The 18,676-nt window shown below is 53.0% G+C and carries 14 protein-coding genes; 4 read left to right on the top strand and 10 right to left on the bottom strand.

Features of this window, described 5'->3' with window-relative positions:
* Positions 1-138: 138 nt before the first annotated feature.
* The 5 genes from NSU18_RS27735 to NSU18_RS27715 all read right to left on the bottom strand — a co-directional run bounded on the left by NSU18_RS27735 (position 139) and on the right by NSU18_RS27715 (position 6,780).
* A complete protein-coding gene (locus NSU18_RS27735; RefSeq protein WP_341150564.1) occupies positions 139-1,758 on the bottom strand; it encodes a response regulator in 1,620 nt (539 codons plus the stop codon).
* Positions 1,759-1,761: 3 nt separating this feature from the next.
* The gene (locus NSU18_RS27730) at positions 1,762-3,570 is read right to left on the bottom strand and encodes a cache domain-containing sensor histidine kinase (protein WP_341150563.1); all 1,809 of its coding nucleotides are present in this window, start codon (positions 3,568-3,570) and stop codon (positions 1,762-1,764) included.
* Between the two features lie 374 nt (positions 3,571-3,944).
* On the bottom strand, positions 3,945-4,961 hold the full coding sequence (locus tag NSU18_RS27725) for a LacI family DNA-binding transcriptional regulator (RefSeq protein WP_341017413.1): 1,017 nt from the start codon (positions 4,959-4,961) through the stop codon (positions 3,945-3,947).
* 134 nt (positions 4,962-5,095) lie between these two features.
* Positions 5,096-6,247, bottom strand: coding sequence for a hypothetical protein (locus NSU18_RS27720; protein WP_341150562.1), 1,152 nt, complete (start codon positions 6,245-6,247; stop codon positions 5,096-5,098).
* On the bottom strand, positions 6,244-6,780 hold the full coding sequence (locus NSU18_RS27715) for an RNA polymerase sigma factor (RefSeq protein WP_341150561.1): 537 nt from the start codon (positions 6,778-6,780) through the stop codon (positions 6,244-6,246). The genes NSU18_RS27720 and NSU18_RS27715 overlap by 4 nt, the downstream gene beginning before the upstream one ends.
* A gap of 589 nt (positions 6,781-7,369) precedes the next feature.
* On the opposite strand from NSU18_RS27715, the gene nrdI reads away from it, so the two are divergent.
* From nrdI to NSU18_RS27695, 4 genes are all read left to right on the top strand, one after another.
* The gene (gene nrdI / locus NSU18_RS27710) at positions 7,370-7,729 is read left to right on the top strand and encodes a class Ib ribonucleoside-diphosphate reductase assembly flavoprotein NrdI (RefSeq protein ID WP_036732265.1); all 360 of its coding nucleotides are present in this window, start codon (positions 7,370-7,372) and stop codon (positions 7,727-7,729) included.
* A complete protein-coding gene (gene nrdE, locus NSU18_RS27705) occupies positions 7,716-9,800 on the top strand; it encodes a class 1b ribonucleoside-diphosphate reductase subunit alpha (protein WP_341150560.1) in 2,085 nt (694 codons plus the stop codon). Before nrdI ends, nrdE begins: the two co-directional genes overlap by 14 nt.
* 36 nt (positions 9,801-9,836) lie before the next feature.
* Positions 9,837-10,796 (top strand): class 1b ribonucleoside-diphosphate reductase subunit beta, encoded by a 960-nt coding sequence (nrdF, locus tag NSU18_RS27700; protein WP_341017409.1) that lies wholly within the window; start codon positions 9,837-9,839, stop codon positions 10,794-10,796.
* A gap of 501 nt (positions 10,797-11,297) precedes the next feature.
* Complete coding sequence (locus NSU18_RS27695; protein ID WP_445321876.1) at positions 11,298-12,029, top strand: alpha/beta fold hydrolase; 732 nt, start codon at positions 11,298-11,300, stop codon at positions 12,027-12,029.
* Between the two features lie 22 nt (positions 12,030-12,051).
* Here the strand turns inward: NSU18_RS27695 and NSU18_RS27690 are convergent, their stop codons facing one another.
* From NSU18_RS27690 to NSU18_RS27670, 5 genes are all read right to left on the bottom strand, one after another.
* A complete protein-coding gene (locus NSU18_RS27690; protein WP_341017407.1) occupies positions 12,052-12,816 on the bottom strand; it encodes an ABC transporter permease in 765 nt (254 codons plus the stop codon).
* Positions 12,809-13,735, bottom strand: a complete 927-nt coding sequence (locus NSU18_RS27685; protein ID WP_341017406.1) for an ABC transporter ATP-binding protein — start codon at positions 13,733-13,735, stop codon at positions 12,809-12,811. Before NSU18_RS27685 ends, NSU18_RS27690 begins: the two co-directional genes overlap by 8 nt.
* An 80-nt stretch (positions 13,736-13,815) precedes the next feature.
* Complete coding sequence (locus tag NSU18_RS27680) at positions 13,816-14,529, bottom strand: response regulator transcription factor (RefSeq protein WP_341150558.1); 714 nt, start codon at positions 14,527-14,529, stop codon at positions 13,816-13,818.
* The gene (locus tag NSU18_RS27675; protein WP_341150557.1) at positions 14,501-15,451 is read right to left on the bottom strand and encodes a sensor histidine kinase; all 951 of its coding nucleotides are present in this window, start codon (positions 15,449-15,451) and stop codon (positions 14,501-14,503) included. Before NSU18_RS27675 ends, NSU18_RS27680 begins: the two co-directional genes overlap by 29 nt.
* A 449-nt stretch (positions 15,452-15,900) precedes the next feature.
* Complete coding sequence (locus NSU18_RS27670; RefSeq protein WP_341150556.1) at positions 15,901-18,621, bottom strand: ComEC/Rec2 family competence protein; 2,721 nt, start codon at positions 18,619-18,621, stop codon at positions 15,901-15,903.
* Positions 18,622-18,676: the final 55 nt, after the last annotated feature.

Here is an 18,676-nt window from a genome sequence, read left to right as displayed (position 1 = left end):
GCTTACAAATTGATTATAGACGGATTGGCGCATCCGGATAAGGCGGGTAAGCCCACATTAAGGGCAGATATTTGCAGGAGTTCTATACAGATAAGGGAGGTAATCTCCGCCCTGCGGAAATCCCTCCCCTGCTGATTCCTATTCTTTTCCAAGATAATGCAATTTGAACTCGGACGGGGTCATGCCGGTATATTTCTTGAACACCTCGCTGAAATAGCGCCTGTGCTCATACCCCAGATCCTGGGCGATCTCCTGAACCTGCCGGCCGCTAATCAGCATCGCCTTCGCCTTCTCCATCTTCTCATGCATCACATACTGCTGGAACGAAATCCCCTGCACCTTCTTGAACAGATTGGAGAAATACCCCTGGCTTAGGTTAATCTGCTTCGCCATCTGCTCCAGCGACAGCCCCGTATCCAGATGACTACGGATATATTCGACGGCCTGGCGGATAATCCGCGTGGACTCCAGGGAACGGGCCTCTGTAACCATTGCACAGGCCTCCCGGCACAGCCAGGACAGCAGGTCCCGGATATCCTGCAGGGAAGGATGCACCTGATTCTTCATGGCGGCAATTCTGAGTTCCAGCGGCTCCACCTGCCCGTAAGGGAACTGCTCCAGCAGGACCCGGCAGATCCTGGAGCTCAGCTCATAGCCGACACTTTCAACATAACGCGGATCAGGCAAAAGCCCGCTGTCCAGCAGCTCCGAGAACAGCTGGTCCAGCACCTGCAGGCTTTTGGCGGAATTGCCGGAACGCAGCGCGAACAGCAGCTCCTGCTCGGCGGCGGCGGAATAGCTGTGGAGCGAGAGCGGTTTATTCTCGATGTTGCTATAATGATAGACCCCGCCCCCCCCGGTATAGAAATGATACCCCAGTGCGCTAAGCGCCTGCCTGTAGGCCGTGCCCAGCTCCTGAATCGCCGCCGCGCCCAGACCCACGCCAATAGAAATGGTATGCCGCGAGAAGCGGCTTACATTCATGCAGCAGGCCTCCGTAATCAGCGCGGCGGTCTCCGGGTCCGAGCCGTTCATGATGCAGATATACCGGTCTGTCGCCTCCCGGATAATAACGCCGCGGGTCAGGGCGGAAATCGTCTCTTCGAGAATATTGTGCAGGCTGAACCTTAGCAGCTCGACCTCCTGCACAGGCTGTCCGCTCAGCTTCTCCGCGAAATGATCAATCTCGGCGACAAACACGAAGAAATCATGCTGGTCCAGCGGGATATCAAGGTAGGCCCAGCGGGAACGGGCATCCGCCTCTGTCGTCTGGTGGTGCAGCAGGAAGGTGAGATATTCCTGGCGGAGGATGGGCAGACTTTCCCTGATTTTGGCCTCCATCACAGCAAGTCTGGCGCTCTCCTGCCGCTCCTCCCGGCACAGCTCCCTGGCCTTAAGCACCGCATTCACAATCTCCTCCAGGGAAAAGGGCTTCTTCACGAAATCCAGCGCTCCCAGCCGGATGGCTTCCTGGGCATAAGAGAACTCCGAGTAGGCGCTGAGGATAATAATCTTGCAGTCCGGCAGCACCTCCAGAATCGCCCGGGTCATCTGCAGGCCGTCCATTCTTGGCATCCGGATATCCGTCAGCACAATGTCCGGCCGGGTCTCGCGGATGAGCTGCAGCCCCGCTTCGCCGTCAAGCGCCGTACCGGCGACCTCAATACCGTGCTCTTGCCACGGCGGCTTGCGCGAGACCATGTCCACCACACTTTTGATATCGTCAATTACACATAATTTGAACCTGTCCGGCTCCATGCCTCATCGCTCCTCCCCTGACGGAATCCACAGATCCGTCTGTGATCCCTTACCTGGCCCGCCGCTAACGTCCATACGGGCTTCGGCCCCGTAATACAAGGCCAGCCGGTGCCTGATGTTGAACAGGGCATAGCCTTTTCTGGACTGCGGGGCTATGGCCATCCCCTGCTTGACCTGTGCAGCATCGAGCCCCCGTCCGTTGTCGGTAATGCAAATATGCAGCAGCCCCTGCTCCCGGGTGACCGTGATGTCTATGCTGCCTCCTATTGTCCGGTCGCTGAAGCCATGCTGAATGCTGTTCTCCACCACCGGCTGCAGGATAATCTTCGGCAGCAGGCAGGACAGCAGGGCTTCGTCCTCTACCGTCACCGTGTATTCAAACAATCCTTCATAGCATTTCTGTTGAATGGCGAAATACTCCCGCATGTGGGACAGCTCATCCTCAAGTGTAATCAGATCCTTGCCTCCGCTGAGCCCGATCTGGAACATCTGCGATAAGGACAGGATCATCTCATTCACATCGTCATTCTCGCCCATGACCGATTTGCAATAGATGGTATTCAGGGTATTGTACAGAAAGTGCGGCTCCATCTGCGCCGTAAGGGCACGGATCTCTGCATGCCGTTTACCCTCCTCCTTGGTCTTCACATCCGCGATCAGCGTCTTAATCTCCGACATCATCCGGTTGAACTGAAAGCCGACCTGGGCCACCTCGTCCTCATAACGGCTCTCATACACCACACTGAGCTGGTTCTCTTCGACTCTGCGCATCAGCCGCCGCAGCTTGAACAGCGGCTTCAGCAGCACAGATGTCAGCTGATTGGAGATCAGCCAGGTGGCCAGCAGGAAAACAACGATGACATAGAGGGTGATGCGCTGCACCCGCTGCAGCTTGCCCAGCAGCTGGTCCCGTGACTGCATCCCGGAGATGATCCAGTCTGGCGATGAGGCTGAGCCTGTATAATTAACCAGATATTCCTTGCCTCCGTAGCTGTAATAGTGATCCTGCGGATCGGCTGCTGTCCCGGCTTCGGCAAGCACCGGCTTCCAGGGGAACCTGCCCCGGAACGGCCAGCGGGACTCCACCACCGCCTCTCCTTCCCTGCTCACCAGATAATAATTCCTCCCTGCTTGTTCTCGGCCTGTATTCAGCAGCTCATCTATCCGGCCCTCCCTGATATTGACCACAATAAATACATTACTGATCGGCGTGTAAGGGTATTCATAAATCCCCCTGACTACGAAGGAGACCACCCGCTGGTTGCCTGTGAACAACCGGTCATAATGTCCTTTGGCCCAGTAGCCGCCCGGCTGCTCCTTGCTCAGATCATATAATTCCGAACCGTAGAACGAGTTGTCCTGCGCCCGGATCTGCGTAGTGGAATAGAAATCGCCAATCGGGGTAACGATCAGCACATTCTCAATGATCGGCTGGTTGAACGTTGCCTGGGAGAGCACATATTGCAGATCCGACAGATGCACATAGTAATTTGACACATCGTGGCTGAACACATCAAGCATCATTTTGCGGTACGCATCGCTCAGCATCAGGGACTGCACGGACAGCGCCACATCATTCAGGCGGGAATCCAGCAGCTGTGCCGTCTTGCTTACCGTCTCCCGGCTGCCGGCGTAGGCGTTATCCTCGATCTCCTGCGCGGCAATCCAATACGAGAAGGTGCCCATTGCACCGATGGACAGTGTGATCAGCACGATGAACGAGAACAGAATTCTCTGTTTGATGGATATCCGGTAATACCTGCCGGCGATCTGCCGCCAGAGCTTGCGGCCATAGGCTGTCAATGTATTCATAACATTCCCTTCTGAAGCATGTACCCTGTACCTCCCTTTGGTTGTCGGTTCTTGTCACTTGTACCATACGGCTGCTGCGGCCCGGCGTCAAGATAACTTGCTCGTTAGACAGCAGAAGTTAAGTCCAGGAAGGGGGAAACAACAAAATGACTGCGGCATCCCCATTGTGGTCGGTTTTTCGACCATATCCAGCTCACACGCCTCCACCGCATCGAACGAAAATCACGATTTCCTAATCAATTAAAAAACCGCTAAAATCCTTAAATCAAGGTTTTTAGCGGTTTTCCGGTCTTTTCGGAGGCCCGAAAAGGTTCGCGGCATCCGGGCAAAATAAAGCCTTACGGGGACGTTCATACCGCCTGTTGCTATTCCGGCTAAGCGGGAGGCTGCACTGAATCGCCCTGCTGCAAGGAAGGCGGGAATCTGTAGGTGATGGGGATCGCGCCGTCCGTGTCGTTGATCAAGGAGAGCATGATCTTCGCTGCCTGCATCCCCATCTCGTAGGCGGGCTGGCGGATCGTTGTAATATCGGGATTATAGATCCGGGCGAATTCCGCATCGTCAATGCCGATCACTGACAATTGGCCGGGGATGGAGATGGCCTTACGGTTCGCATATTTAAGGACCTCGCCCAGCACCAGATCATTGGCGGCAAGCAGCGCTGTCGGCGGCTGGGGCAGCTGCAGCAGCTCGTCCAGTGCGGAAGCGATATCTTCGCGCGACACACTGCGCATATACGAATCTAGCAGCGGCAGACCTGCTTCCTCCATCGCTTTTTTGTACCCGCTCATTCGCTCTTTACGCGGGGTAATCGCATGTACGCCAAGCGGCAGGGATAGAATAGCAATCGCTTCATGGCCGTGGCCGGTCAGTTCCCGGATAGCAGTCTTTACCGCCATTTCATTATCCAGCAGCAGGCTCTGGGTCGTAATGCCGTCAACCAGCCGGTCCATGAAGACCAGCGGATATTCTGCTTCAATTAACCTTGTGTAAGGCGCAGGCTGATCTCCCGCCGGGAAAATAATCAGGCCATCCACCTGACGGGCAACCAGCGTCTCCACATAGGTATTCTCCTTGTCCGCATTCTCATCCGAGTTGCAGATAATCACCTGGATGCCGTGACGCTGCAGCTCATTCTCAATCGCCCGGATGCACTGAATGGACAGCGAATAATCTATATTGGCCACAATAATGCCAACCATATGCGTGCGGTTCTGCTTAAGGCTGCGGGCAAGCCCGTTAGGCTGGTAGTTCAGCTCATCGATAACCTCCGCAATACGGTTTTTGGTCGCCTCACTCATATACTTGAACCGTTTATTCAAAAACTGCGAGACTGTGCTTTTCGATACACCCGCTTTCTGGGCCACATCCTCAATAGTCAGCTTCTTCATTGATCCCGCTCCACTCTTCGATATCCACTCCAGAAGTAAACATTAACCAAGTTTACTTAGAGAGATTATCAAAAAGTATAGCTTTTTTTTAGTAAATTATCTATAAGATCCACGTAAAATAATTAGGAGCCCCGTCACTTCCCTGTCTTGGCAGGATCAATCTGCTGTCCGTGCTCCTGATAAAACCAATCATAATACCACTGCTGACCGAGGAGCAAAACGACATCCGCTTTCCGCTTCTTCCCGTTTACTTCATAAATTGCCGTCTGCTGCTGGCCTTGAACATCCATGCCAATTTTGCTGTTTATATTCTGTACCGCTCCAGTAGCAATATCGTACAGATTGCCATGAATGTCATAACCATTCTTTTTATCATCACTGTAATATACAAGCAGCATCTCGCTATTATATTTATCAATAGCAATAAAGGATCTGTACAAGGAATATTTGTCACCTAAGCTGCTTAAATCTAACAGTTCCTGCGGGGTTATTGTTTCACCTGCTGCGGCTGATTTTAAATTCAAAACGGTTAACTTTTCAGGTGTCATTCCTATCCCTTTCCCCAAGGTGATCGTCCCGATACCCAGCACTATATAGTCCCCTCCATCACAGATCCCCGTAAGCTCATAATAACGCTGCGAACCGCCTGCATACAGCGGTAAGGTGTAGATCCGTTTAGCCGTAGCTTCAGATAGCTCGGACTGGCCTTTTGGTGACAGATACAATGTGTAAGGTTCCGTAGGATGGGTGTACTTGGGCTTGCTGTAATTGACCATCGGAGGCGGGGGCGACCAGACAATCCCGGCGTTGGTCTCAACGGCACGCGCACGGGTCTTATCTCTGTCCAACGATAAGGGCATGTAATACTTCCTTCCGCCAAGCTCGAACTCTGCAGAACCAACCGGCGGGTTGTAAGCTTGCGGCGATGCTGGTGAAGCAGCGTTCTGAGTAGCCGAAGGTGACACCGCCGGCTGCACCACAGCCGCTCCCGAGTCAGGCTTAAAGACCGCTGCGAGCCTCCCTGCCGGATCAAGCCCGGCCCCTGGGCCAAATGGCCAGACCAGCGCGCCAAGCAGCAGGATGGCTGCCAGTCCGCCGAAGGCAGCCATACGGCTGAAGCGGCGGCGGCTTGTACGATTAGAGGATTCATGGGCAGCCTCTTCAATCCGCGCCATAAGCTGTGGCGTGAATCCCGGTTCTACAAGCGGACTCCGTCCGGCTTGCTTATACCAGTCCTTCTCCCCGCTCATCACCTTCACTTGCTCATGCTCTTGTCTTGTCTTCACTGGTCTTCCTCCTTCATCGCTGCTCTCACTTTCATTCTGGCCCGTCCGAGCCTGGATTTGACCGTCCCCTGCGCGATTCCAAGCAGCGCGGACAGCTCAGCGACTGACAGATCCTGCTGAATATCCAGCACCAGCACCTCCCGGTACTTGTCCGGCAGCTCCATGATGATCTCCCAGATGCGGTTCGCATACTGATTGCCGATAGCCTCTTGTTCTGCGGACAAGGCACCCCCCTTATCCTGATGGCTGCCCAGCGGAACGAACCTCCGCCAGAAGCTGCTCTTCCTTAAGCTGAACGCGGTGTTGCGGGTAATGGTGAGCAGCCAGGTTTTCAGAGTGGACTGTCCCCGGTACTTGCCGATGCTCTTGTAGGCCTTGAGGAATACCTCCTGGCTGATATCATTCGCCTGCTCCCGGCTGCGGGTTAAGAAAAAAGCATAATTCCATACATCCTGCCCGTAGGTCTCCATCATCTCACGCAGCGATACCGATGAGGCACAGGTCATGCTATACGTTAGTTCTTTACTCTGCATGTTCTCTCCCCTCTCACCTAATAAGACTCCTGCCGACCGATATGGTTCCCTGTTATTGAAAATCTTGGGGCACGCCGCCCTCGCCATCAATTATTGTTTGCTGAATGTACTGATTGCAGTTCCTGCATTAGAATTTCGAGAATCTGCTCAATTAGCCCCTGTTAGCTGAAATCAAGTGTACAAAATACAACAGATCTGATCCCCCAAAAAATTGGAGCAGCGTCTAATGTAAGAAGTGCCATCAAAACTCCATCCGCCGACGGCAGAGCGCTTTCAAATTTTATAGCCGCTTCCCCTTCTCCAAATGCCCCGTTCGAGCCATTCCTCAACGCAGCAAAATGCTTAAAAAAAATACTAATTAATTATAAGAGAATAGAATGCAGGCGGGGCGTGGGATTGGCGATTTAGAGAGGCATTTTGGGCGGCTGTGAGGGCTTGTTCACCGCTTGACTTTTCAATATATGGTATATAAAATGATTAAGCATTACTAAATATAGTGTATATAAGAGCTAAGCCCATAAATCTAGTAAAACCGCTATTCTTCATTTGTCAAGTAGAATGGGCTACATGTTATAGGAGGTTAGGAGCCATGTTGATTGCTTACGATTCCAAGACCGGCAACGTTAGAAGATTCATTAATAAATTGAAGCTTCCGGCGGTTCAAATCGAAGAGCATATGACGATCGACGAGCCTTACGTGCTTGTTACATACACTACCGGATTTGGACAGATTCCAGAGAAGGTGTCAACATTCCTTGAACGAAACCATTCCAGGCTGAAGGGCATCGCCGCAAGCGGCAACAAAAACTGGGGTGAGCTATACGCGCACAGCGCAGATCTGATTGCACAGCGTTACAACGTACCGGTGGTCGGCAAGTTTGAATTGTCTGGAACCTTCGGGGACGTACAGCGCATAAAACAGGAGGTGGACCGGGTTGCGGCATATTGAATTGAACAACATGTTGATGAAGAGAGACGAAAGCGGCTTTTTCCAATTGGATAAGGACCAGGAGGCAGTAGCCGAGTTCATGCAGGATGTGGAGCGGCGCAGCCTGACCTTCACAGATACGAAAGCCAAGATTGATTATATGATTGCAAATGACTACTACGAGGACCTGTACGACCGCTACTCCGCTGCTGAGATGGAGGATGTCTACCGGATCGCCCATGAATATAATTTCCGCTTCCCTTCCTATATGGCGGCTTCCAAGTTCTATACCGACTATGCCGTCAAAACCAATGACCGTAAGCAGTACCTGGAGCATTATCCGGACCGCGTAGCGGTAGTGGCTCTGCATCTGGGACGGGGCAACGTGGAAACTGCCTGTACTCTCGCGCGCTCGATGATGGAACAGCGCCTGCAGCCGGCGACACCAACCTTCCTCAATGCCGGCAAAAGCCGCCGCGGCGAGATGGTCTCCTGCTTCCTGCTGGAAATGGATGACTCGCTCAATTCGATCAACTATGTGCTGAATACCTGCATGCAGCTGTCAAAAATCGGGGGCGGCGTTGCCGTCAATCTGTCCAAGCTGCGCTCGCGCGGCGAGACGATTAAGGGTGTCGAGGATGCGGCCAAAGGCATCATGCCTGTCCTGAAGCTCATGGAAGACGGCTTCTCCTATGCGGACCAGATGGGCCAGCGTAAGGGTTCGGGTGCGGCTTATTATAATATTTTTGGCTGGGATGTACTGGAGTTCCTGGACAGCAAGAAGATTAACGCCGACGAACGGACACGCCTGAAGACGTTGTCTATCGGCCTGATCGTGCCTAACCGCTTCTATAAGCTGGCGCAGGATAATCAGCCGCTGCATGTGTTCGCTCCTTACACGGTCTACCAGGCGTATGGTACGCATCTGGATGACATGGACCTGGATGTCATGTATGATACCCTGCTTGCCGATCCGCGTGTGAAGAAAAGAATCGCCATGAGCGCACGCGACATGCTGACCAAGATCGCCATGATTCAGCTTGAATCGGGCTATCCATATATTATGAACAAGAGCAACGCCAATGCTGCTCATGCCCTGCGGGGTGTGGGCCAGATCAAGATGTCGAACCTGTGCACGGAGATTTTCCAATTGCAGGAGACTTCGGAGATTAACGACTACGGACAGCAGGACGAGATCCGCCGCGATATCAGCTGCAACCTGGCTTCCCTCAACATCGTGAACGTGATGGAGCACGGTAAGATCCGTGAATCCGTACATGAGGGCATGCTCGCACTGACGGCTGTCAGCGATATGACAACTGTCTCCAACGCTCCAGGCGTGGCTAAGGCGAACAAGGAAATGCACTCCGTGGGTCTGGGCGTAATGAACCTGCATGGTTATTTTGCCAAGAATAAAGTCGCTTATGAGAGTGAGCAGGCCCGTGATTTCGCACGCACCTTCTTCATGACGATGAACTTCCATTCCATTGAGAAAAGCATGGAGATTGCCGCTGAGACCGGCGAAACGTTCTATGGATTCGAGCAGTCCGACTACGCCAGCGGCGTGTATTTCGACCGTTATCTGACTACAGACTACCGTCCGGTTACGGCAAAAGCGCAGGAGCTGTTCGAGGGCATCACCATTCCTACTACAGAGGATTGGAAAGAGCTGCGTGACAAGGTGATGAAGCACGGCCTGTACCATGCCTACCGTCTGGCAATTGCGCCGACTGCGAGCATCTCGTACATCCAGAATGCTACCTCCAGTGTCATGCCGATTGTAGAGCAGATCGAGACCCGCACGTATGCCAACTCGACCACCTACTATCCGATGCCTTACCTGCGTCCGGACAATGTGTTCTATTATAAATCCGCCTACCAGATGGACCAGTTCAAGGTCATTGATCTGATCGCGGAGATTCAGCCTCATATCGACCAGGGTATTTCAACAGTCCTGCATGTGAACAGTGATGTCACCACCCGTGAGCTGGCCCGTTCTTACCTGTATGCGGCGCACAAAGGGCTGAAATCCCTGTACTATACCCGGACCAACAAATTGTCTGTCGAGGAATGCCTGGCCTGCTCCATCTAAGAGGGGCACAGGTACAGAAAGGGAGAATATACGATTATGAGCGCAATTCAAGCCGTGAACTGGAACCGTCCCGACGACGATTTCTCGCTGATGTTCTGGAACCAGAATATTATGCAGTTCTGGACCGATGACGAAATACCACTATCCGATGACAAAATGTCCTGGCTCACGCTAAGCGAGACCGAGAAGGACTCTTATATGAAGGTGCTGGGCGGATTGACCCTGCTGGATACGATTCAGGGCGGCGTAGGGATGCCGCAGATTATGGAGCATGTGGACGGCTTGCAGCGCAAGGCGGTCCTCGGCTTCATGGGCATGATGGAGCAGATTCATGCGAAGTCGTACAGCAGCATTTTCACCACACTGGCTTCGACGGAGGAGATTGACGGGATTTTCCGCTGGGTGGAGGACAATACGTTCCTGCAGTTCAAGGCGGAGACGATCTCGGAGTATTATCAAAAGATTGAGACGAAGAAAGACCTCTACCTGGCGATGTCCGCCTCGGTCCTGCTGGAGAGCTACCTGTTCTACAGCGGCTTCTTCTACCCGCTCTATCTGGCCGGACAGGGCAAAATGACCTGCAGCGGCGAAATCATCGACCTGATCCTGCGCGATGAGAGCATCCACGGCGTCTATGTCGGCGTGCTGGCCCAGGAAATCTTCGAGGAGCTGTCCGAAGAAGACCAGAGCGATGTCTATGAGACCCTGGTCGGCCTGCTGCGTCTGCTCCACGCGAACGAGGAGCAATACACCGAGCAGATCTACGCCCCGATTGGCCTGGTGGAGGAAGTGAAGACCTTCCTGCGCTACAATGCCAACAAGGCGATGATGAACCTCGGCCATGATCCGCTGTTCGATGAGGAAGAGATCAACCCGATTGTGCAGAACGGAATCAGCACCCATACGAAGCAGCATGACTTCTTCTCGAAGAAGGGGAACGGGTATGTGCGGGCGATGAATGTAGAGCCTTTGCGGGATGAGGATTTTCAGTTTTGAGTGGGTAGATTGAACTTGTACATTCCGATTTCGGGATAGTCGTGGCTCCAGAGAAGTTTTGGACTTCCGGCCGCTGTTAGGTTTGGATTTCCTGATTTTAAACCGCTGTCTGCGGTAGAAATCCAAACCTAAAGGCGGACGCTACCGCTCCTACAGTTCCAAAATTCCCTTCCACCACTCACCCTGTATTAGTTATTAACAAGTTCAATCTATTGGATTGGTATGTAGATAAGCACCCGTCAGCTTGGATAAGCTGCCGGGGCTTTTTTTGTGATACACAGTTCTAGGCCCTGCGAAGGTCCTGAGTAAACATCGAAACCCAAGCTTCACTTTTCACTGAAGCGGTACCGTCCTGAAAAGGAAAACAAAGCCGGTTCTACTTATGAGACCATATTGTTACTGGGACGTAGGAGTAGGGAAGGTTCATTCATTTACAGGAATGAGGTATGCGGAGTGGCTATACATATTCAAGAGTACGGTGACCCGAATGGGGAGTGTCTGATGGTCTTCCTGCATGGCGGCGGCGTAAGCGGCTGGATGTGGGAGAAGCAGGTAGCGGCGTTCGCCGGTTATCATTGTCTGGTCCCGGATCTGCCGGGGCACGGGTTCAGCCGGGAGGATCAGGAGTTCACGATCCGCAGCAGTGCAGAGGAGCTTGTATCCATTATTGAGGAGCGGGCTAAGGGACGAAAAGTCATCGTTACCGGATTCTCGCTGGGTGCACAGGTGCTGGTTCAGATGCTGGGGATAAGACCGGTGCTGATTGACTATGCCATCATCAACAGCGCATTGGTGCGGCCGATTCCCTCTGCCAGCAGGCTGATCGGACCGGCGGTCAGACTGTCTTTTCCACTGATTAAGTACAGATGGTTCGCGAAGCTGCAGGCCAAGACGCTCTATCTGGGCGAGGAATACCTGGAACGGTATGTTGAAGAGAGCCGGCAGATGGAGCTGATGACGCTGATCCGGGTGCTGGAAGAGAATATGTCGTTCCGCATTCCAGCCGGGTTCAGTGAAGCCGCAGGCAAAATACTGGTTACTGTAGGTGAACGTGAGAAATCTGTCATGAAGCAATCCGCCCGTGATCTTGTAGCTGTGAATCCCCGCTCCATGGGTGTGGTGATTCCCCGGATGGGACATGGCCTCTCTCTGGCGAAGCCGGAGCTGTTCAATAAGCTGGTCAAGGCCTGGATTCAGGGCGGGGAGCTGCCCGGGGAATGCAGAAGAATCTGATCCCCTCAGGCGCAGAGTGACGCTAGTTCAGATCCTCCCGCATTTTATAGCGGACAGCAAGATAGCTTAAGAATAGAATCGCCGTAATAGCTACTCCAAACGTATGAATCAGGTCTGCTGTACTGCCCAGATCCTTGACCCGTACGAGCGTATTGATCAGCAGATATTTCGTTAGATGAGTGCTTGTAAGCAGAGTCTCTAGCGCACCCAGTACCATCCCGATCACATTCAGGGCCAGCACGAGGCCGGCACTCAAGCTGATAAGCAGGTTCCTCGTCATCATGGCAATGCAGAGAACAAGCAGTGAGAACGCCCAATGCAGCAGGAATTGGCCAGCCAGCAGAGTAATGAGCGTGCCTAGATCTCCCATATCCGTCTGTCCCATAAACAGCCTTCTGCCGATTCCGTCTGCAATTAGCAGGGTCAGGAACAGCATGGCAATAAACAGGGCGAGAATCGCCATTTTGGAGAGGACGGAGTGGATTCTTGCCTGCCTCATAGAAACATAATTCTTATGGAAGCCGGAATTCCATTCGCTCATATAGAAATAGATCGTGAACACCGCAATATAGATCAGCATCCAGGAAGGCGGCTGTGAGATCGTATACTGGATGAAGCCTATCTCTGTTAAATTTCCGATCTGAACTCCGCCTTCCTCCACTGGCTGCGCGTATTGCTTCATCATATAAATACCAAAGATCTGGAAGGCACAGAACAAGAGCAGCAGCAGGTACATAATCTTGTTCCGTGTGAAGCGGTACAGGTCCATTTTAAACAGATTAATCATGGCGTCCACCTGCACTTTCCGTGCGCTCCAGGAAATATTGCTCCAGACTCTGCTTGTGTCTTGAAATGGAATCCACCATTACCCCATGCTGCGCCAGTACCTGGACAATCTGCCGAATGTGGATATGCTCGTCGTATACGTACACGGTGCGGCTGTCCACCACTTTATATTGTGTAATCTTCAGTTCACGCTCCAGCACCGGAAGGACCTCGCGGGCTTCCTCTACCTCCAGTTCAATCCGTTCCTCACAGCGCTGCTGCAATTCTTCCTTGGAGATCACCTCGGCGAATTCTCCCTGATGAATGATGGCGTACTTGGTGGCGATTTTGGAGAGCTCCTCCAGAATATGGCTTGCGATCAGAATCGTCAGCCCCCCGGCGTTCAGCTCCAGGATGAGCTCCCTAATCTCTACAATCCCCTGCGGATCAAGCCCGTTAATCGGCTCATCCAGAATCAGTACATCGGGACTCCCAAGCAGAGCCACCGCGATGCCCAGCCGCTGCTTCATGCCCATCGAATAGCTTTTAACTTTGGCGGTATTCTTAGGGTCCAGTCCTACGAGCCGCAGTAACTTCTCTATCGTGGTACCCCTGTCACTTAGACCATATGCGATGGCCAGCAGCTTCAGGTTCTCATAGGCTGAGACGTTCGGGTATAATCCGGGCTGCTCAATCAATACCCCCATCCGCTCAAAAAAAGACTGTTCCCCCGCCGCCGCACGGTTGAAGAAATGCAGCTCTCCCGAGGTCGGATACACGTGCCCGCTGATCATTTTGAGCAGGGTAGATTTACCCGCCCCGTTCTTCCCGATGATGCCGACAATCTCTCCTCTGTAGATTTTGAGATTGGCATTGCGCACGGCCGCTTTCGATGGGTACAGCTTGGTCAGTCCGCATAGTTCAATAATGCAATCAGTCATGTCTGCCACCTCCTTACCCTAAGTTAACAGGATGAAGACTAATTGTTCGCCAACAAAAGGTTAAGAAAGTTCAAAGTTCATCATGGACTCAGCCGGAAGCCGATGCCCCAGACCGTATCGATATAGGCTTGGCTGTCGTGCGCTTTGATTTTATTGCGGATATTGCTGACATGTACCGTTATCGTCTTGTCCTCGCCCAGATAGATCTCCTCCCAGGCCAGCTCATAGAGATCCTGCTTCGTGAACACGCGGGTAGGGTTCCTGACCAGCAGCTCGACAATCCGGTATTCCTGACGGGTCAGAGCAAGCACGCTGCCATGAATCCTGACACTGTAGGATGTGCAGTCCAGCACCAGATTTTTATGCCTGAACTCCTTCACCGGCTCATCGGCAGCCGACCGCTGGATATGAACATGGATGCGGGCAATCAGCTCCTCCAGCTCAAACGGCTTGGTCACATAATCATCAGCGCCCAGCGTGAACAGATCCAGCTTATCCCCCAATTGATCCTTGGCCGAGAGGACAATTACCGGAATCCGGGACTTCAGCTCCCCGCGCAAGCGTTGCATGAATGCCTCCCCGGACAATCCGGGCAGCATCAGGTCCAGGACAATCAAGTGGTATTCACGCTCTGCCAGATTCAACATCCCCTCACTGCCTGAATAGGACTGGGTGCACTGATACCCTGCGGCGGTAAGCCCGTCGTGCAGAATTGCGTTAATATGCCCGTCATCCTCAACGATGAGAATGCTCCTGCGCTGCCCGTTATCCTTGAGATGGGTGCTCATGGCCATGCTCCTCCCTCCTTTTTGAGAATCCGATCCGTATGCTGAAAGTATCCGCCGTACACCCGGCCTCTGCATGACCGTTCATTTTCTCCATCAGCGCCTTCACAATCGAGAGCCCCAGACCTGAGGAATGCCGGGTACGCGACGGATCTTCTTTGTAAAAGCGGGTAAAGATCTTCTCCGTATCCACTCTGCTGCCTGCCTTAAGCCGGTTCGTGAAGCGTATACCCAGCATGTCCTGCCTGTCTTCAACCTCTATGGCCAACGTGCCTTCGCCGTGAATGAAATAGTTGCCGATGATATTGGTAAAAATTCGTTCCAGCGCATGGAGTTCCCCCATCACCCGGGGAGAATGCTCCGGCAGCCGCAGCTCCGGCTCTTCCCCTGACCGGTTGAAATCATCAATGAAGGTGAACAGGTTCCGCTTCAGCACCTCCATAACGTCCACTGGCTGCAGCTCCAGACTGTATTCGGGATTCTGCAGCTTGGTATAGAGGAACAGCTCATCTACCAGCTTGATAATCTGCTGTATTCTCGACTGGGCCAGCCGCACGTACCGTTCCTTCTCCTGCTCCGCCTCCGTCCGCAGCGCCAATTGCAGATACCCGTCCAGGGAAGTGAGCGGGGTCCTTATATCATGTGACAGGCTGGTGACCGCCAGATTCATCTCCTGATTCTTCCGGCTAAACTGTTCCCCCATCGCGCTCTGTCGGCTTAACAGGTTGTTGCAATCCTGTACCAGTCTGCCGATCTCCTTCGGCTTCAGTTGGGTAACTATCCGCTTACGGGAATCGTGCTCCATGATAAAAGAGAGCTGGCTGCTGATCTGCTTGACCTGTCTCCGATAATTCAGCAGGTAGATGGTCTGAGTAATCAGCAGCAGCAGGAGTCCTGCCAGAACAATAAGGATACGATCAACTCCTCTCATATGGTTTTATTATATACGATTACAGAGAATGACAAAAAACGACCATAACAGAACAATGAATTCTGTTAGGCCGTTAAAACAAGAAATATTATTTTAGCTTCTTTCATTTCTTTTTTGAATAAGGTAGATAATCCCGCCGACCACAATTCCACAAACAATTCCAGATATAATAGATTTGAATATGGCTAGAATTATTTCATTTGTGGATGACCCAATAGCAACTATGTTACCAATGAACAATATACTAAATAGTGATGCTGAGATTAGAAACGGCTTAGAATTAAGGAATTTAATCATTTATTCGCCCTCCATCCAAAACAATTTACTTTTTTTCTATTTTCTATTTTCTTTTCGGTTTAATACAAGTGTACTACGATAACAAATAGTTTTTCATCAATAAGTCTTCTTTTTGTTGATTTAGTTTACTACGTATTTTCAAGAATTTAATTTTACTCCTTGTCTCCCAGTCTGTATCTCACTGCTATCCCTTCGCTACGGACTCTCAACTGAATCTCCCCCTGCTGATCCGTCCGGTAGACGCTTGCTTCGGTAACGGCCAAACGCTCCAGCACGGTCCCATGCGGATGTCCGTACAGGTTATTCACGCCGGCTGAGATTACAGCAGCACTGGGCTTCCAGAAGGCGAGCCAGTCTGCGCTGGTGGCGGTTTTGCTGCCGTGGTGGGCGACCTTGAGGACGTCAATGGGGCTGACTTGCTTAATCCCGGATTGACTTGCGGACCGCAGGATCGCTTCCTCTGCCGCCTCATCCATATCTCCTGTGAAAAGAAAGCTCCGGCCGTTCATCTCCAGCCGGAACACCACCGATTCGTGGTTCTGGTCCTCCACTTCCTCCGGCAGGGTCTGTCCATCCGCTGGAAGCTCCGGCCAGAGGAAGTTCAGCCGCGTGGCCTCGTCCGGGGCCAGCGTCATGCCCTGCTGTACGGGATACAGCCGGACACCCGCGTCCAGCGCAGTCGTCATCAGCTTGGTGTAGGGCTCAGTATCTGCTAATGTTCCGTTGAACAGCAGCGCCGATACCGGCATACCTTCCAGCACCGCCTGCAATCCTCCGGCATGATCCTGATCGCCATGTGTCAGGATAACCGCATCCAGCCGGTGGATACCCCGCTGCTTCAGGAGCGGCAGCAGCGTTTTTGCCCCGACCTCAAACGGGCTGCGGCGGATACGCCATTCCTCCCGGTTGCCAAAGCTCACGGTCCCGCCGCCGTCCACCAGGATATGGGCTCCGCCCGGTGTAGTAATCAGGCTGCTGTCTCCTTGCCCTATATCCAGGTAGCTGATGGAACCGGAGCCATCGCGTATAACCTCGGCGTTATAGCCTTTGTAGAGCAGAATGGTCAGGCCTACAGCGCACAGTATCGCTGCGGAATTGCTCCAGCGCGTAGCTCCAGTCGGCGGATAGGTTTGGAAGGCCCGCGCGGCTCTTCCGCTGTTCGCAGCCCCCGCAGAGTTCAGAACGTCATTGCGTTCAGCTCTGCCACGGATGTTACCTGGCAGTTCCGGCCTCTCCAGCTCAGCCAGCGGGCGGGTCTCATCGTCCATGAACTGGGGAACAAGCTTGGCCTCAGTCCTCCGTTTCAACATGTGTAACAAACCATATAACAGGCAGTAGTAGAGGCAGATCCACAGGATTGACGGCGAAGCCCAGATCAACACCCCGGAGGTGAACCCGTTCACCCACTCTACTGCCGCAAAAGTGATATTATTCAGTATTTCCGCAAGCTGCGCAGTCAGGAGTGCAGCTGCACTCCAGACCCTCCCCAGGAGCAGCGCCAGTGTTCCCAGTGGCAGCACCAGGAAGGTGATGAAGGGAACCAAGAGCAGATTGGCCGCAACGGATAACAGCGAGAATTGGTTGAAATAATAGATTGTCAGCGGAAACGAGACCAGTTGAGCAATAATCGTTACCGAGAGGCTGCTGCCCAGCCAGCCCGGTAACCGCCTGAATAGCGGCGCAGCGAGCGGTGTATACACCATGAGTCCGGCCGTCACCAGAAAAGACAGCTGAAAGCTGACACTAAGCAGCAGATAAGGATTCCAGACCAGCATCATCAGAGCGGATGCGGCCAGAATATTCAGTCCATCCTTGAGCATGCCCAGCCTTGCCGCCAGCAGGGCAATCATGCTCATGATCCCGGCGCGGATCACAGACGGTCCGGCCCCGGACAGCAGCACATAGACAGGAACCAGCAGCAGGGTCACCGTCAGTGCGGTTTCTCTGGTCAAGCGGCAGCGGCGCAGCAGAACCAGGATCACTCCGACGTACACCGCCACATGCATCCCCGAAATGGCCAGGATATGGGTGAGCCCGAGCTGCGAGAACTGTCTGAAGGTCTCCGGGTCCAGTTCCTTTTGGATGCCGATGACAAGACCCTTCATATAACCCGCATGAGGCTCCTGAAATAAGCGGCTCATTTCTGCACCGAGCACAGATCTTGCCTTATCATTCCAGCGCAGAATCGTGGACGGCTCCCACGAGACTTGAGGGTTAACGGTTACACTGGCTGTTCCCGTTCCTTTTAGCAGCCAGTGAATCTTTTGGGTGAGCAGATAGGCACGGTAGTCGAATCCGCCGAAGTTGCGCGCTATCTGGGGCTGGATTAATTCCCCCTCGATGACCACCCGGTCTCCCCGCTGCCACTGCGCAGCCACCGCAATTTCACTCTTCTCCTGGAGCTTGAGCTGTACGATTACACATTCACCTTCAGGGTCACTCCCCACCGCTCCCGCTGCCGTCTCGCCTTCCTCCACTTCTGCGGCAGACTGTTTCCCTTGCTGATGCAGCCTGATCCCGGACAGCTTCACGACAAAATCAACCCTATCCCCGTCCCGCTCCACCGGAGAAGCAATAACGCCTGCGGCTGTTATATAAGCCTCATTCAGTTCGCTCACCGATTGCCCCAGCACCTCAGGCAACAGACTCACATTCCGGATCTCACTATATTCCCAGTATAGGGCCGACACAATCAATCCCATAACCAACACCGCTGCCGCCCTCCAGCGTATGCCGCCGCTCACCGCCCAGACTACAGGCAGCAACAGCATAACGGCGAGGCAGAACAGCAGACTGCGGCCAGAAAACAGACAACCTGCGGCAATTCCCGCCACCCAGCAAACCGTGAAGCTTAATAACGGCCTTCTGTTCATGATTATCTCTCCTTCCTATTAGCTCTAGACGCCAAAAAACCTCTGCATACGCATA

The sequence above is a fragment of the Paenibacillus sp. FSL H8-0048 genome, assembly GCF_038002825.1.
GTDB lineage: Bacteria > Bacillota > Bacilli > Paenibacillales > Paenibacillaceae > Paenibacillus_AQ.
The sequence above is the reverse complement of the archived record's forward strand: the minus strand, read 5'-3'. Positions and strand labels throughout refer to the sequence as shown.

What these genes read in the sequence shown, in the direction of transcription:
- nrdI (WP_036732265.1), top strand. Translation starts at nt 7,370, where the DNA reads ATGTTGATTGCTTACGATTCCAAGACCGGCAACGTTAGAAGATTCATT.
- NSU18_RS27680 (WP_341150558.1), bottom strand. Translation starts at nt 14,529, where the DNA reads ATGGCCATGAGCACCCATCTCAAGGATAACGGGCAGCGCAGGAGCATT.
- NSU18_RS27685 (WP_341017406.1), bottom strand. Translation starts at nt 13,735, where the DNA reads ATGACTGATTGCATTATTGAACTATGCGGACTGACCAAGCTGTACCCA.
- NSU18_RS27675 (WP_341150557.1), bottom strand. Translation starts at nt 15,451, where the DNA reads ATGAGAGGAGTTGATCGTATCCTTATTGTTCTGGCAGGACTCCTGCTG.
- NSU18_RS27735 (WP_341150564.1), bottom strand. Translation starts at nt 1,758, where the DNA reads ATGGAGCCGGACAGGTTCAAATTATGTGTAATTGACGATATCAAAAGT.
- NSU18_RS27715 (WP_341150561.1), bottom strand. Translation starts at nt 6,780, where the DNA reads ATGCAGAGTAAAGAACTAACGTATAGCATGACCTGTGCCTCATCGGTA.
- NSU18_RS27695 (WP_445321876.1), top strand. Translation starts at nt 11,298, where the DNA reads ATGGTCTTCCTGCATGGCGGCGGCGTAAGCGGCTGGATGTGGGAGAAG.
- NSU18_RS27690 (WP_341017407.1), bottom strand. Translation starts at nt 12,816, where the DNA reads ATGATTAATCTGTTTAAAATGGACCTGTACCGCTTCACACGGAACAAG.
- NSU18_RS27670 (WP_341150556.1), bottom strand. Translation starts at nt 18,621, where the DNA reads ATGAACAGAAGGCCGTTATTAAGCTTCACGGTTTGCTGGGTGGCGGGA.
- NSU18_RS27730 (WP_341150563.1), bottom strand. Translation starts at nt 3,570, where the DNA reads ATGAATACATTGACAGCCTATGGCCGCAAGCTCTGGCGGCAGATCGCC.
- NSU18_RS27725 (WP_341017413.1), bottom strand. Translation starts at nt 4,961, where the DNA reads ATGAAGAAGCTGACTATTGAGGATGTGGCCCAGAAAGCGGGTGTATCG.
- nrdF (WP_341017409.1), top strand. Translation starts at nt 9,837, where the DNA reads ATGAGCGCAATTCAAGCCGTGAACTGGAACCGTCCCGACGACGATTTC.